A 12,626-nucleotide genomic window follows, 5' to 3' on the forward strand; every position below is an offset into this window, starting at 1 on the left:
CCCGCCCTTCGCTTTTGCCTTGTATTATCCCTTTTCGGTCAAACTCCGCCGCCGAACGTACGAATGGGCGTACCGGGAGGCGTTGCATGGACTCCGAGGGCTTCGAGGACCTGGCCCAGACCGTTCGGACGATCTGCGACGCGCCATCGGTCCTGATCGCCCTGGGCGACGACCGCCGCTGGGTCTGCGGGACCGATCCGGGCGGGGCTGGCTGGATTGGTGATCTCCGCGACCGGATCGTCGGGCGCGACAGGCACTTCATCGTCGGCGACCTGCTGGCCGACCGGCAGTTCAGCGGGGTGCGGCAGGAGGCCGGCCAGCCGACCGTCCGCGCCTTCCTGGGCGCGCCGTTGGTCTGGGAAGGCCAGGTCCTGGGCGCCCTGATGGTTTTCGACTATCGCCCCCGCGTCTGGTCGGCGGAAGCCGTCACCGCCTTCGGTCGCCAGGGACGGCTGGCCGCCGGCCTCATCGGCCTGCAGACCGGCCGCCGCGCCGCCCAGGACCGGCTGGCCGACGCCGCCCGCGACAGCAACATCATCGCGGTGCTGTCGGATGGTGTGGTGCTGCACGCCGCCGACGGTCAGCTGATCGACGCCAATCCCGCCGCCGCCCGCATTCTGGGGGTCAGCCGCGACGTGCTGTTGGGCCGCAAGGCCGCCGATCCGCGCTGGCGGGCCACCACCCAGTCGGGCGAGGACCTGACCGCCGACAATCATCCGACCATGCAGGTGGTCCGCACCGGCCGGCCGGCCCGCGACTTCGTGGTCAGCATCGAGGCGCCCGGCGAGGGCCGGCGCTGGCTGCGGGTCAATGCCGAGCCCCTGTTCGCCGACGGCCCCGACGCTCCGCCGACCCAGGTGGTCGCCACCTTCGCCGACATCACCAGCCAGACCGAGGCCCAGGACCGCCAGGCCGCCCTGATCGCCGACCTGGAGGCCGCCCGCCGGGCCACCGCCGCCGGGCTCGCGGCGGCCGAGACCCACAGCCGCGCCAAGACCGCCTTCCTGGCCAATATGAGCCACGAACTGCGCACGCCGCTGAACGGGGTGGTCGGGGTGGTCGACGCCCTGGCCCAGACTGAGCTGGATCCCCGCCAGCAGGAGATGGTCCGGCTGGTCGCCGACTCGGCCCGCTCGCTGGAGCGCATCCTCTCCGACATCCTCGACCTGTCGCGCATCGAGGCCGGCCGGCTCAGCCTGGAGGAGACGGCCATCCGGCTGGACGAGGTGACGCTGAGCCTCTGCGATATCTTCCGCCTCAAGGCTGAGGAAAAGGGCCTGGCCTTCGAAGTCTGGATCGGGGAGGGGCTGGAGGAGGCGGTGCTGGGCGATGCGGTTCGCATCCGCCAGGTGATGGCCAACCTGATCTCCAACGCCGTCAAGTTCACCGCCCAGGGCGGGGTGCGGGTGGCGCTGACCAGGGCCGGCGCGCCGGACCCGCAAGGCCGCCGCCCGGTGCGGATCGCGGTTGCCGACACCGGCCCGGGCTTCGCGCCCGAGATCGCCGGCCGGCTGTTCGAGCGCTTCGAACAGGCCGACGGCTCGATCACCCGCCGCTTCGGTGGGACAGGCCTGGGCCTGGCCATCACCCGCGAGCTGATCGGGCTGATGGATGGCGAGATCACCGTGGAGTCCGAGCCCGGCCGGGGCGCCCGCTTCCAGGTCGAGCTGCCCCTGCGGCCCGCCGCCGAGCCGGTCCGCGCCCCGCAGCCCGCCGCGACGCCGATGGACGCGACGCTGCGCATCCTGGTCGTCGAGGACCATCCGATCAATCGCCACGTCCTGCAGCTGATGCTCGAGCCCTTCGGCTTCGACCTGACCTTTACCGAGAATGGCCGCGAAGCGCTGGAGGCGCTGGAAGGCCTGGGTCGCGAGGCCTTCGATGTGGTGCTGATGGACATGCAGATGCCGGTCATGGACGGCCTGACCGCCATCCGGCTGATCCGGGCCGGCGAGCGGGGCCCCCGGCTGCCGATCGCCATGCTCAGCGCCAATGTCGGCGAGGAGCATGAGGTTGCCGCCCTGCAGGCCGGCGCCGACGTCCATATCGCCAAGCCGGTGACCCTGGACAGCCTGCTCGGCGGCATCAATCGGGCGATGGAAGCGGTGGAGGGGCGGTTGTTGGCGGCGGTTTGAGCTCTACGCTCCTCGCGCCCTTAGCGCCGCCACCTCCGCCTCCAGCTCGGCGACCCGGGCCCGCAGCGGGTTCACCACCGTGGCGATCTCCGGTCCCGTGAAGCGCGGGGTGATGTGCTGGGCGCAGTTCCAGTCGAAGGCGTGCAGCCTGAGCCGATAGGCCCGCTCGGGCCGGGCCCTGTAGCCGGGGTCCGTCAGCGCCTCGATCACGGCCGGGTCGTCCGAAACGCTCATATGGGCCAGGATCTTCATCCGCGCCCGGTTCGGATAGTCCATCAGGATCAGCGCCACCCGGTCGTCGTCGGCGACATTGCCCAGGCTGATATATTGCCGGTTGCCGCGATAGTCGGCGAAGCCCAGCGTCGTCTCGTCCAGCACCTTCAGAAAACCCGCCGGCCCGCCGCGATGCTGCACATAGGGCCAGCCGCTGGCCGAGACGCTGGCCAGGAAGAAGCTGTCCCGCGCGGCGATGAAGGCGGCCTCGTTCTCGCTGAACCGGTCGAAGGCCCGGTCGATGCCCGGATCGTCGAACAGCCCGCCGCTGCCGTTGGCCGCCTGGGCCGCCCGCACCGACGGCGTGGCGAGGGTGTCGAGAAATCCGTAGGGCATGGGCGCCTCCTTTGGCCCCGCAGATAGGGCGGCCAAGACCGTTCTGAAAGGCTACGGACTGGCAGGGTCCGCCGGACATAGTTTTTCTTCCTGGGCCTGCCGCGCCGGGCCGAGTTAGGTTGAGGTCAACGACATAAAGGGAAACGCCATGACCAACGCCGCTGTCCAGGCCCCATCCGCCCTGCGTCCCGCCAAGATGATCTTCCTCAAGCTGGTCGTCGCCGACCTGGACGCCATGGTCGATTTCTACCAGCGCGCCTTTGGCCTGGTGGCCACGCGCACCATCGAGATGGACGACCTCAAGGAGGTGATTCTTCAACGGTCAGCCGACGACAAGGGCCCCAGCCTGATCCTCTATTTCCACAAGGACTGCCGGCCGCTGACCGTCGGCTCGGCCCATGGCCCGGTCGGGCTGGCGGTCGAGGACGTGGACCGGGCCTTCGCCCACGCCATCGTGCAGGGGGCGGTCGCGGTGCGCGAGCCCTTCGATGTACCGGGCATGAGAGTGGCCTTCGTCGCCGACCCGGAAGGCCACGAGATCGAAATGGTCCGCTTCAAGTGAGCCCCTACAGGATTGAGGCGGTCGGGTTCGACCGGAGCGACAGCGTGCTCAATACGCTGATGCTGGCCTTCGCGAGCGATCCCTGCATGCGCTGGACCTTCCGCCGGCCGGACGTTTTCCTGGCCGCCTTCAAGCCCTTCGTCACCCAGATGGGCGTGGGGATGACGCACGAGGGCCTCTATCTGGCCGAGGACGGCGCGGCCGCCGCCCTGTGGCTGCCGCCGGGGGTGGACCAGGACGGCGAGGCCATCGGCGCGGTCATCGAGCGGTTCGCCGCCGACCACCCCACGCCTGAGGTCGGGGCGCAGATCGGGGCCGAGATGCGGACCTTCCACCCGCACGAGCCGCACTGGTATCTGTCGATGCTGGGCGTCGATCCCGCCCGGCAGGGGCGCGGCCTGGGCTCGGCCCTGCTGAAGGCGGGCCTCGCCCGCTGCGACGCCGACGGCCTGCCCGCCTATCTGGAAAGCTCCAACCCCAAGAACGTGCCGCTCTATGAGCGGTTCGGTTTCGAGGCGCTGGGCCGGATCGCGCCGGGTGACTTCCCGGGGCTGATCCCGATGCTGCGGCCGGCGCGGGCGGGTTGATCCAGGTCAAGCCGCCTCGCCGCTGTCGCCGCTAGGCTGGGAGTCCTCCGCGTCCGAGACCATTCCCATGTCAGACAGCGTGCTTTCGTGCGCCCCGCCGAGCCCTGGGACTCGAAGCGACGCCGAAGCCCTGCGCCTGATGGAAGGCATCTTCGCCTTGGCGATGGATGGCATCATCACGGTCGACGCCGATCAGCGGATCGTCCTGTTCAACCCCGCGGCCGAAGCCATCTTCCAGATCGCCGCCGACCAGGTCGTGGGCCAGCCGTTCTGGCGCTTCATTCCTGAGCGCTATCGGGCCGTCCATGCCGACCATGTGGCGAGATTCCTCGGTTCGGCCACCGCCAACCAGGCCATGGGGCCGGCCGGAACGGTGCTCGGCACGCGCACCATCAGTGGCCTTCGGGCCGACGGCGAGGAATTTCCGATCGAGGCCTCCATCTCCCAGGTCGAGGTCGGCGGCGCCCGCTTCGCCACCGTGATCCTCCGCGACATCACCGAGCGGATCGCCAACGAGGAGGCTCGCGAACTGCTGGCCCGCGAGGTCGACCATCGGGCCAAGAACGCCCTGGCGGTGGTGCAGGCCCTGGTCTCGCTGACCCGAGCCTCGACCCAGGAGGAGTTCGTCAACGCCGTCCGCGGCCGGGTGTCGGCCCTGGGCCGCGCCCACTCGCTGCTGGCTCTGAACCGCTGGAAGGGGGGCGATCTGGCCAGCATCCTCGCCGATGAGACCGAGCCTTACCAGCGGCAGGGCCAGGTGCATATCCGCGGGCCAGCGGTCGTACTGGGCCCCGACTCCGTGCAGCCGGTCAGCCTGCTGGTTCACGAGCTGGCCACCAACGCCGCCAAGTACGGAGCCCTCTCGGTCGAGACGGGCCGGGTGGATATCGAGACCGCCATACGACCGGACGAATCGCTGGAATTGCGGTGGACCGAAACCGGCGGTCCGCCCGTCGAGCCGCCCGCCGTGACAGGGTTTGGCTCCACCCTGATGACCCGCCTGGTGACCCGCCAGCTGGGCGGCAGCGTCGAGGTCGATTGGCTCAGCCGCGGCCTGCGCCTGACCGCCGTCCTGCCGCGCTCGGCCTATCGTCCCGGATCCGCGCCGAACCGCCTCGCCGATGCGGCGTCGCCGGAACCCGCCGCCACCCCGGCTCAGAACGGACGGGTGCTGGTGGTCGAGGACGACGCCCTGGTCGCCATGGATCTCTGCGAACAGTTGGCCGCCCTGGGCTGGGAGATCATCGGCCCGGCGACAACCCTGGAGGAGGCCGCCCAGCTGCTGGCCGCCTCGCCGACCCCGGACATCGCGGTCCTGGACGTCAATCTGCGCGGCCGGCTGGTCTATCCCCTGGCCGACCAGCTGCGTTCGCGCGGCGTGCCGCTGATCTTCTGCACCGGCTACGAGCAGATCGACGCCCGCTACGGCGACTGTCCGGTGGTGCGCAAGCCGGTCAGCGCCCGGCTGCTCGACGCCGAACTCCGCACCCTGCGGACGCCGGCCGGTTAGGCGAACCCCCGCTCGGCCATCCAGACCGTCAAGGTCGTCACCGCCGTGGGCAGCAGGTCGGGCCGTTCCACATAGTAGTGGTCGGCGCCCTCGATCTGGACCAGCGTCTTGTCCTGGGAGGCCACGGCGTCGAACAGCCGCTGGGCGTGGCTGGGGGTGCAGGCCAGGTCGGCGGTGTTGTTGATAACCAGCACCGGGCAGGAGATGGCGCCGGCGTTGATCACGCCATTGGCGCGGCTCTCGTCATAGCTCCATTGCGACAGCCAAGAGCGCAGGGTGGTGAAGCGGCCCAGGCCCACGGGGCCGTCGTTGGCGATCTTCGGATCGCCCAGGTAGCAGGTCCCCGGCCTGCGGTCGGAGGGGTCCTGGGTCGGGTCGGTCCAGCGGACATCGCACATGGTGCCGGCGACGATGAAGGGGCGCTCGGCGTTGGGCTGGCCCTGGGCCTTCAGTTCGGCGAGCGTCGCCTTGGCCCGGGCGGTGATGCGGCGGTTGCGGGCGATCTGGGCCTTGCGGAACTTCGCAACGAACTCCGGCGAATAGGGCGGCTGGTTGGGACAGTCGGGGTCGTAGATGTTCAGCTCCCGGTCCCGCTCGTAGGGCCTGTCCTCGTCGAGGATCGAGGGGTCCAGCCATTCGGTCATGGTGACCGAGCGGCTGATATGGGCGGCCAGCAGCAGAATCCCGTCGGCCGGCTGCAGGTTCGCGCCCCTGAGGTCCAGCGCCTCGCCGGAGGGCGTGGTGGTGATGGTCGGGTGCTCGGCCTGGTCCTGGTAGAACAGCGACAGCGAGCCGCCGCCCGACCAGCCGCCCAGCAGCACCTTGTCATAGCCGAACCGCTTCCTGGCGTCGGCGATGCAGGCCCCCAGATCCAGGACGCATTTTTCCAGGATCAGCGCCGTGTCGTTCCCGCGATAGCGCGGGTTGCAGTAGATGACGTGATGGCCGGCCGCCGCCAGGGCGGTAACCAGGGGCAGGAACGAACCGCCGCCGATCGGGTGGCTGAAGATCACCACGGTCCCGGATTCGCCGGTTTCCGGCCTGATGCGCATGCACTCGACGAAGACCTGGCCGCTGGGGCCGCCATAGACCTCCTTCAGGGGGCTGGGGTCGACATGGACGAAGCCATAGGGTTCCCGGACCACTCTCATCGTCTTGTGCATCCCACCAATCTTGACTACAAAATCAGGAAAGCTGATTTGAAAGTCAACTTCTTGACAGCAGCTCTGCAGATCGGAACCAAGGGCGAGCGCGTCGCCGCCCGCATCCGCGCCGCGGCGCTGGAGCAGTTTTCCCGACAGGGCTTCGAGCGGACGACCATGGGCGAGATCGCCCGCGAGGCCGGCGTGTCCCAGGCTGCCCTGCACTATCATTTCCAGGACAAGGCCCAGCTGTGGCGCAGCGCCATGCTGGATCTCGCCGCCCACATCGCCGAGGAGGAGCGGGCCATCACGGCGGCCCGCGACGCCCGGGCCATCGACCAGCTGCGCATGGCCATGCGGCTGTTCGTCGAGATCTCCTGGCGCCACCCGGCCCTGGGGCGAATAGTGGCGCTGGAAGGTATGGCGGGGGGGGAGCGGCTGGCCTGGCTGGTGGAAAACCTGCTGGGTGACCGCAACCGCCGGCTGGCGCACCTGGCGGCCCGGGCCATCGCCGAGGGCGACCTCAAGCCCTTTCCGCCCGAGCAGATCGTCGTCACCCTGCAGGCCGCCGCCGCGGGCCTGATCAACCTGCAGCCGCTGATGCGGGCCAATTTCGGGGTGCTGGCCTATTCCGCCGCCGGCCGCGCCGCCCATCTGGACATGATCCTGGCCGCCGTCTTCGATGGCTTCGTCAACAGGAAGACCGAGGAAACCCGCCCATGACCGCGACCCAAGTTCAGCCTACCGGCATCCATCACCTCGCCTTCATGGCCGGCGACATCAAGAAACACATCGCCTTCTTCTCCGAGGTCATGGGCTGCCCGCTGGTGGCCCTGTTCGACATGCACGGCGTGCCGGGCGGACTGCACGCCTTCCTCCGGATGAACGACCACAGCTATTTCTCGATCGTCCAGCTGCCCGACGTCGACAAGATCCCGATCCAGCTGGGCGCCACCCACGCCGGCAACGGCGCCCTGCCCAGCGCGCCGGGCACGCTGCAGCACCTGGCCTTCGGGGTGGACAGTGACGCGGACCTGATCGCGATGCGCGACCGCATCCGCGGCCACGGGGTCAACGTCATCGGCCCCATCGACCACGGCATGTGCCGCTCGATCTACTTCGCCGGCCCCGACCAGATGACCCTGGAGGTCGCCACCTCGCAGGCCGCCATCGACCCGGCCCGCTGGATCGACCCGACCACCCTGGCCAAGGCCGGGATCAGCGACGAGGAAGCCGCCCGTTTCAAATCGCCCGCCCCCTATGCCGGCCCCAGCCCCGCCCCCCAGCCGCCCTACGACCCGGACAAGCCGCACATGGCCTATCCCAAGGAGGTCTATCTGCGCATGCTGGGCGCCCCGGACGAGATGATCACCGCCTCGGCCAGCTATTCCGAGCCGCCGGTTCCGGCTTAAGCAACCCGCTCCCGGCGGGAGCGGACGACCTCGCCAGAGCGAGGTCCGGTGAGGGTTTCCAGGGCCGTGTTTGGTCGTTGGGATTGGCTTCGGCTTTTGGGCTTGGCGCCTACCACGTTAGCCGGTGAGCCTCGGAAGAGGCCTGCGCACGGCTTTTGAAACCCTCACCTGGCCGGGCATCGGGCGCGCTGCAGGCGCGCCTCGTGCTGCCGTCCGCCCCCGGCGGGGGCGGAATGGTCCACAACCGTGTCGTCGTGCCGCGCCCGTTGTTTACGCCTCGTTCAACACGGCCTGCGACTGTGCGCGGTCGGGGGTGCGGAGTAAGGCATGTCAGAGCATGGGTCCGAAGCGGGCCTTGAGCATGTAGGCGCATACTTCCTGGGGGTCGTGGAGGCCAGCCAGGACTGCATCCGTGTGCTCAGCCTGGACGGCCATATCGAATACATGAACCGCCGCGGCCAGGCGCTGTTCGGGATCACCGACTACGAGGGCCACCGCGGCAAGATCTGGGGCGAGCTGTGGCCGGCCGAGACCCGCCACATGCTGCACCGCGCCGTCCGCGACGCCCGGGCCGGCAAGGTGGCCAGCTTCCGCGCCATCTGTCCCACGCTGGGCGGGGTGCGCAAATGCTGGGACACCGTGGTCACGCCCGTGCGCGACGGCGATGGCCAGGTCATCCGCCTGCTGGCCACCTCGCGCGATGTGACCGCCGAGGTCGAGACCCGCAGCTTCTGCGACACCATCATCGACCTGTTGCCCAACCCCCTGCTGGTCAAGTCGGCCGCCGACGGCCGCTATGTGCTGGTCAACCGCGCCGCCGAGGACATGCTGGGCGTGGCGGCCGAGGACATCCTGGGCAAGAGCGCCTTCGACCTCTTCCCGCAAAGCGAGGCCGAGCTGTTCACCGCCGAGGACAAGGCGGTGATCGCCGCCGGCAGCGTCTGCATCTCGGAAGAGGAGCCGATCAGCGTCGACGGCGAACTTCGCTACTTCACCACCAAGAAGCTGGCCACCTATGATGACGACGGCCCGCGCCACCTGGTGGCCATGGGCGAGGACGTCACCAACCGCCGGGCCGCCGCCCAGTCGCTGCAGGCGGCGCTGGAGGAGGCGCAGCAGGCCAGCCGCGCCAAGAGCGCCTTCCTGGCCAATATGAGCCATGAAATCCGCACGCCGCTGAACGGCATCGTCGCCGGGGCCGACATGCTGTCGCGCCAGCCGCTATCGCCGAAGATGGCCGAGCTGGTCGAGATCATCCGCAGTTCCAGCGGGTCCTTGCAGACCCTGCTGACCGACATCCTCGACCTGGCCCGTATCGAGGCCGGGGCCGTTCGCCTGGAATATACCCCCTTCCACCTGGGCGACCTGATCCGCTCGGTCGCCGCGCTCGGCCGGCTGAAGGCCGACGAGAAGGGCGTGTCGGTCACCGTCCAGATCGCGCCGGAACTGGAGGGCGAGGCCCAGGGCGATCCCACCCGCCTGCGTCAGGTGATCACCAACCTGGTCAGCAACGCGGTCAAGTTCACCGACGCGGGCAAGGTGGTCGTCACCGCCGGCCTGGTCGCCGACGGCGCCGTGCGCATCGCCGTGCGCGACAGCGGCATCGGCTTCGACGACAGCGACAAGAGCCGCATCTTCGGCCGCTTCCAGCAGGCCGACACCTCTATCACCCGTCGCTTTGGCGGCGCCGGGCTGGGCTTGGCCATCTCCGGTCAGCTGGTCGAGCTGATGGGCGGCGCCCTGGACTGCGCCTCGAAGCCGGGCGAAGGGGCCCAGTTCTGGTTCGACCTGCCCATGCCGGTCCGTCCGGCCCAGGCCGCCGCCGCCGTCGAGGCCCAGGAGGCGGAGTTCGACCGCCCCTTGAGAATCCTGCTGGCCGACGACCACCCGATCAACCGCAAGGTCGTCGAGCTGATGCTGGCGGGCGTGGCCGAAATCTGCTCGGTCGAGAACGGCGCCGAGGCGGTGCAGGCCTTCCAGGACGGCCAGTTCGACGCCGTGCTGATGGACATGCAGATGCCGGTCATGGACGGGCTTTCCGCCGTGCGCGCCATCCGCCGCCATGAACTCGGCCTGGGCGCGGCCCGCACCCCGGTGATCATGCTGACCGCCAACGCCCTGCCCGAACACGTCGCCGCCAGCGCCGAGTGCGGCGCCGACCGCCACCTGGACAAACCGATCAACGCCGAGAAACTGCTCTCGGTGCTGGAAGAGGTGCTGGACCAGGCCGATGAGGCGGTCGCGGCCTGATCCCGCGAAAATAATCCGGGTTGCCCTGTCGGCCGCGGCTGCTCCACATCGTCTTCCAGATGGAAGCCGGCGTTCAGCGCCCGGCCGATGATGGAGACATGCCATGGACATTCCGCCCCCCACACCCCCCGGCGGCATCAGCCCCTATCTGACCCCCAGCGACGCCAACGCCGCCGCCGACTTCTACATCAAGGCGTTCGGGGCCGAGGAACTGGCCCGCATGAAGGCCCAGGACGGCAAGCGGCTGATGCATTGCCACCTGCGCCTGAACGGCGCCTCCCTGATGCTGTCCGACGGCTTCCCGGAACACGGCCATCCGGCCCTGCCGCCCCAGGCGGTGGTGCTGCACCTGCAGGTCGAAGACATCGACGCCTGGTGGAAGCGGGCGGTCGACGCGGGCGCCACGGTGGCCATGCCGGTCGAGCTGATGTTCTGGGGCGACCGCTACGGCCAGCTGAAGGACCCCTTCGGCTTCATGTGGTCGCTGGGACAGACCCCGAAGGCCTAGTCGAGGTTTCGGTCGCCAAGGGTTCTCACCACTCCTAAGTCGTCATGGCCGGGCTTGTCCCGGCCACCCATAGACACCGGAGATGACGGTTGACGGCGGGTTTGGCCGAGAACTTCCTCACATGCCGAGTCTATGGGTGGCCGGCACTTCGGCCGGCCATGACGACATTGAAAAGTGAAGGCTGAAGGCGCCTAGCCCAGTTCAGCCTTGAGGGCGGCTTCACCTTCCGGGGTGATGTCCCAGCCCTCCTGGCTGCGCTCGGCGAAGCCCAGGTCGGTGAGGGCCCGGGCGTCGGCGATGTTGATCCAGTCGACCAGTTCGCCGGCCTTCTTGCGGGCCAGGTTGGCAAGCGCTGTCCGCTGCCGCTCGTTCAGTGCGGTCATGGGTCAGTATTCGCCCTGGCTGCGGATCACCGCCCGCAGCAGCACGCCCCGCCGCGGGCTGAGGCCGGGCAGCTGCAGTTCGCGCCGCGCCCCGGCCACCACTTCGCCCAGGTGCCGGCTGCCCAGCGCCCAGGTCTCGGCCCGCACCTCGGCCCGGGTGATCGAGTTGAAGCCCAGAAAGCTCATCAGGCGGGCGCGCAGGCTCACGATTTGGTCCCGCGCAGGCCCTGGACATCCTTGGGCGGCAGACGGCGGACCGCGCCGGTCGAGCGGGGGTCGTTGAGGCTGGCGTCCGGCCGGGGCGGCGGGCGTTCGGCGCTGAATCTCGGGAAGACGGACATGGAGTCCTTTCAAGCCGATTGGCTTTCGGGCCGGCTGGCGCCGCAGGTCGCGGGTCAAGGCAGGCTCGCCGCACCATAGCGCTTCCGGCGACGAAAAGCCCGCGCTTACGATATTATCTAGGCGGCGGCGTGGGTGATCGAAACCTGCATGCCGGCCGCGTCGTTGCGGGTCTCAAGCCGGGCGCCCAGCTGTTTCACCAGCGCCTGGACGATGACCGTCCCCAGGCCGCCGCCGCCGGCGCCGACCGCCGCCAGGCCCACCCCGTTGTCGGCCACGGCCAGCGCCCAGTCGTCGCCTTCGCTGCGGTAGATGACCTCGATGACCGAATCCGGCGACGCCTGCGGGAAGGCGTATTTGATGGCGTTGATCACCAGCTCGGTGACGATCAGGCCGATGCTGATCGCCTGGGCCGAGCCGATCTTGCCGTCGTCGGCGATGACCCTGATCGCGATCGGCCGGTCCTCGCCGATCATCGAGGCGACCAGGCTGGCGCAGAGCTTTTCCAGATAGGGGGCGACCGCGATCAGGTCGATCCCCTCGGTGGCGTGCAGATGCGACTGCACGGCGGCCACCGACATCACCCGCTGATGGGCGTCGCGCAGATGCTGGCGCGACTCGTCCGAACTCACCGCCCGGGCCTTGAGCATCAGGATACTGGCGATGATCTGCAGGCTGTTGGCGACCCGGTGCTCCATCTCCTGCAGCAGCACCCGCTTCTGGCGCAGCAGGTCCTCGGTGCGGGCCAGCAGCTCGTCCTTCTCCAGTTCGACGATGCGCCGGTCGGTGATGTCGGTGAAGGCCAGCAGGATGGTGGTGTCGGCGATGGTCTCGTAGATCACCTTGCGGGCGTTCAGCATCATGATCCGCCGGCCCAGGCCCGGGAATTCATGGTCGACCTCGAAACCGTCCATGGCCGCCTGCTCGGGGATGATGGTCTCCAGCAGCAGCCGCAGGGCCGGGATGTTCCACTGCCCGTCGCCCAGGTCATAGAGCAGCCGGCCCTCGGTCTGGGCGGCCTCGACCTGGAAGGTCTCGTGGAAGGCGCGGCTGGCGGCCAGCACGCGAAGCTGAGCGTCGAGCACCAGGAAGGGCTCGTGCAGGGTGTGGACGATGGCCTCGGCCAGGGTCTGGGCCTCGGCAATGCCGCGCAGACGGCTGATGGTGGCGGCCTTGAGAGTCATCGCCG

The 12,626-nt window shown here is 69.2% G+C and carries 14 protein-coding genes; 8 read left to right on the forward strand and 6 right to left on the reverse strand.

Features of this window, described 5'->3' with window-relative positions; genetic code table 11:
• The first annotated feature begins 86 nt into the window (after window positions 1-86).
• Window positions 87-2,135 carry a hybrid sensor histidine kinase/response regulator gene (locus QO010_RS21820; protein WP_307352695.1) on the forward strand — a complete coding sequence of 683 codons (2,049 nt, stop codon included), beginning with the start codon at window positions 87-89 and terminating at the stop codon, window positions 2,133-2,135.
• Window positions 2,136-2,138: 3 nt separating this feature from the next.
• Here the strand turns inward: QO010_RS21820 and QO010_RS21825 are convergent, their stop codons facing one another.
• Complete coding sequence (locus QO010_RS21825) at window positions 2,139-2,744, reverse strand: pyridoxamine 5'-phosphate oxidase family protein (protein ID WP_307352697.1); 606 nt, start codon at window positions 2,742-2,744, stop codon at window positions 2,139-2,141.
• A gap of 148 nt (window positions 2,745-2,892) precedes the next feature.
• Between QO010_RS21825 and QO010_RS21830 the strand changes: the two genes are divergently transcribed.
• The 3 genes from QO010_RS21830 to QO010_RS21840 all read left to right on the forward strand — a co-directional run bounded on the left by QO010_RS21830 (window position 2,893) and on the right by QO010_RS21840 (window position 5,403).
• Complete coding sequence (locus QO010_RS21830) at window positions 2,893-3,306, forward strand: VOC family protein (protein WP_307352699.1); 414 nt, start codon at window positions 2,893-2,895, stop codon at window positions 3,304-3,306.
• Window positions 3,303-3,893 (forward strand): GNAT family N-acetyltransferase, encoded by a 591-nt coding sequence (locus tag QO010_RS21835; RefSeq protein WP_307352700.1) that lies wholly within the window; start codon window positions 3,303-3,305, stop codon window positions 3,891-3,893. Before QO010_RS21830 ends, QO010_RS21835 begins: the two co-directional genes overlap by 4 nt.
• A gap of 67 nt (window positions 3,894-3,960) precedes the next feature.
• Complete coding sequence (locus QO010_RS21840; RefSeq protein WP_307352701.1) at window positions 3,961-5,403, forward strand: HWE histidine kinase domain-containing protein; 1,443 nt, start codon at window positions 3,961-3,963, stop codon at window positions 5,401-5,403.
• Here QO010_RS21840 and QO010_RS21845 read toward each other — a convergent pair.
• A complete protein-coding gene (locus QO010_RS21845; RefSeq protein ID WP_307352703.1) occupies window positions 5,400-6,554 on the reverse strand; it encodes an alpha/beta hydrolase in 1,155 nt (384 codons plus the stop codon). The two genes, QO010_RS21840 and QO010_RS21845, sit on opposite strands and share 4 nt — an antisense overlap.
• 48 nt (window positions 6,555-6,602) lie before the next feature.
• On the opposite strand from QO010_RS21845, the gene QO010_RS21850 reads away from it, so the two are divergent.
• The 4 genes from QO010_RS21850 to QO010_RS21865 all read left to right on the forward strand — a co-directional run bounded on the left by QO010_RS21850 (window position 6,603) and on the right by QO010_RS21865 (window position 10,715).
• Window positions 6,603-7,268, forward strand: a complete 666-nt coding sequence (locus QO010_RS21850; protein WP_307352704.1) for a TetR/AcrR family transcriptional regulator — start codon at window positions 6,603-6,605, stop codon at window positions 7,266-7,268.
• A complete protein-coding gene (locus QO010_RS21855; RefSeq protein ID WP_307352706.1) occupies window positions 7,265-7,957 on the forward strand; it encodes a VOC family protein in 693 nt (230 codons plus the stop codon). Before QO010_RS21850 ends, QO010_RS21855 begins: the two co-directional genes overlap by 4 nt.
• Window positions 7,958-8,284: 327 nt before the next feature.
• Window positions 8,285-10,207 carry a PAS domain-containing protein gene (locus tag QO010_RS21860; protein WP_307352707.1) on the forward strand — a complete coding sequence of 641 codons (1,923 nt, stop codon included), beginning with the start codon at window positions 8,285-8,287 and terminating at the stop codon, window positions 10,205-10,207.
• Window positions 10,208-10,310: 103 nt separating this feature from the next.
• Window positions 10,311-10,715 (forward strand): VOC family protein, encoded by a 405-nt coding sequence (locus QO010_RS21865; protein WP_307352709.1) that lies wholly within the window; start codon window positions 10,311-10,313, stop codon window positions 10,713-10,715.
• Window positions 10,716-10,906: 191 nt separating this feature from the next.
• Here QO010_RS21865 and QO010_RS21870 read toward each other — a convergent pair whose 3' ends face one another.
• The 4 genes from QO010_RS21870 to QO010_RS21885 all read right to left on the reverse strand — a co-directional run bounded on the left by QO010_RS21870 (window position 10,907) and on the right by QO010_RS21885 (window position 12,621).
• Window positions 10,907-11,098, reverse strand: coding sequence for a hypothetical protein (locus QO010_RS21870; protein WP_307352711.1), 192 nt, complete (start codon window positions 11,096-11,098; stop codon window positions 10,907-10,909).
• Window positions 11,099-11,101: 3 nt separating this feature from the next.
• Window positions 11,102-11,305 (reverse strand): hypothetical protein, encoded by a 204-nt coding sequence (locus QO010_RS21875; protein WP_307352713.1) that lies wholly within the window; start codon window positions 11,303-11,305, stop codon window positions 11,102-11,104.
• Complete coding sequence (locus QO010_RS21880; RefSeq protein ID WP_307352714.1) at window positions 11,302-11,439, reverse strand: hypothetical protein; 138 nt, start codon at window positions 11,437-11,439, stop codon at window positions 11,302-11,304. The genes QO010_RS21875 and QO010_RS21880 overlap by 4 nt, the downstream gene beginning before the upstream one ends.
• A 117-nt stretch (window positions 11,440-11,556) precedes the next feature.
• The gene (locus QO010_RS21885) at window positions 11,557-12,621 is read right to left on the reverse strand and encodes a sensor histidine kinase (protein WP_307352715.1); all 1,065 of its coding nucleotides are present in this window, start codon (window positions 12,619-12,621) and stop codon (window positions 11,557-11,559) included.
• Between the last annotated feature and the right edge of the window lie 5 nt (window positions 12,622-12,626).

It is taken from the genome of Caulobacter ginsengisoli, assembly GCF_030814835.1.
Classification (GTDB): Bacteria; Pseudomonadota; Alphaproteobacteria; order Caulobacterales; family Caulobacteraceae; genus Caulobacter; species Caulobacter ginsengisoli.

What these genes read in the sequence shown, in the direction of transcription:
- QO010_RS21865 (WP_307352709.1), top strand. Translation starts at nt 10,311, where the DNA reads ATGGACATTCCGCCCCCCACACCCCCCGGCGGCATCAGCCCCTATCTG.
- QO010_RS21825 (WP_307352697.1), bottom strand. Translation starts at nt 2,744, where the DNA reads ATGCCCTACGGATTTCTCGACACCCTCGCCACGCCGTCGGTGCGGGCG.
- QO010_RS21855 (WP_307352706.1), top strand. Translation starts at nt 7,265, where the DNA reads ATGACCGCGACCCAAGTTCAGCCTACCGGCATCCATCACCTCGCCTTC.
- QO010_RS21845 (WP_307352703.1), bottom strand. Translation starts at nt 6,554, where the DNA reads ATGAGAGTGGTCCGGGAACCCTATGGCTTCGTCCATGTCGACCCCAGC.
- QO010_RS21885 (WP_307352715.1), bottom strand. Translation starts at nt 12,621, where the DNA reads ATGACTCTCAAGGCCGCCACCATCAGCCGTCTGCGCGGCATTGCCGAG.
- QO010_RS21840 (WP_307352701.1), top strand. Translation starts at nt 3,961, where the DNA reads ATGTCAGACAGCGTGCTTTCGTGCGCCCCGCCGAGCCCTGGGACTCGA.
- QO010_RS21820 (WP_307352695.1), top strand. Translation starts at nt 87, where the DNA reads ATGGACTCCGAGGGCTTCGAGGACCTGGCCCAGACCGTTCGGACGATC.
- QO010_RS21880 (WP_307352714.1), bottom strand. Translation starts at nt 11,439, where the DNA reads ATGTCCGTCTTCCCGAGATTCAGCGCCGAACGCCCGCCGCCCCGGCCG.
- QO010_RS21860 (WP_307352707.1), top strand. Translation starts at nt 8,285, where the DNA reads ATGTCAGAGCATGGGTCCGAAGCGGGCCTTGAGCATGTAGGCGCATAC.
- QO010_RS21870 (WP_307352711.1), bottom strand. Translation starts at nt 11,098, where the DNA reads ATGACCGCACTGAACGAGCGGCAGCGGACAGCGCTTGCCAACCTGGCC.
- QO010_RS21830 (WP_307352699.1), top strand. Translation starts at nt 2,893, where the DNA reads ATGACCAACGCCGCTGTCCAGGCCCCATCCGCCCTGCGTCCCGCCAAG.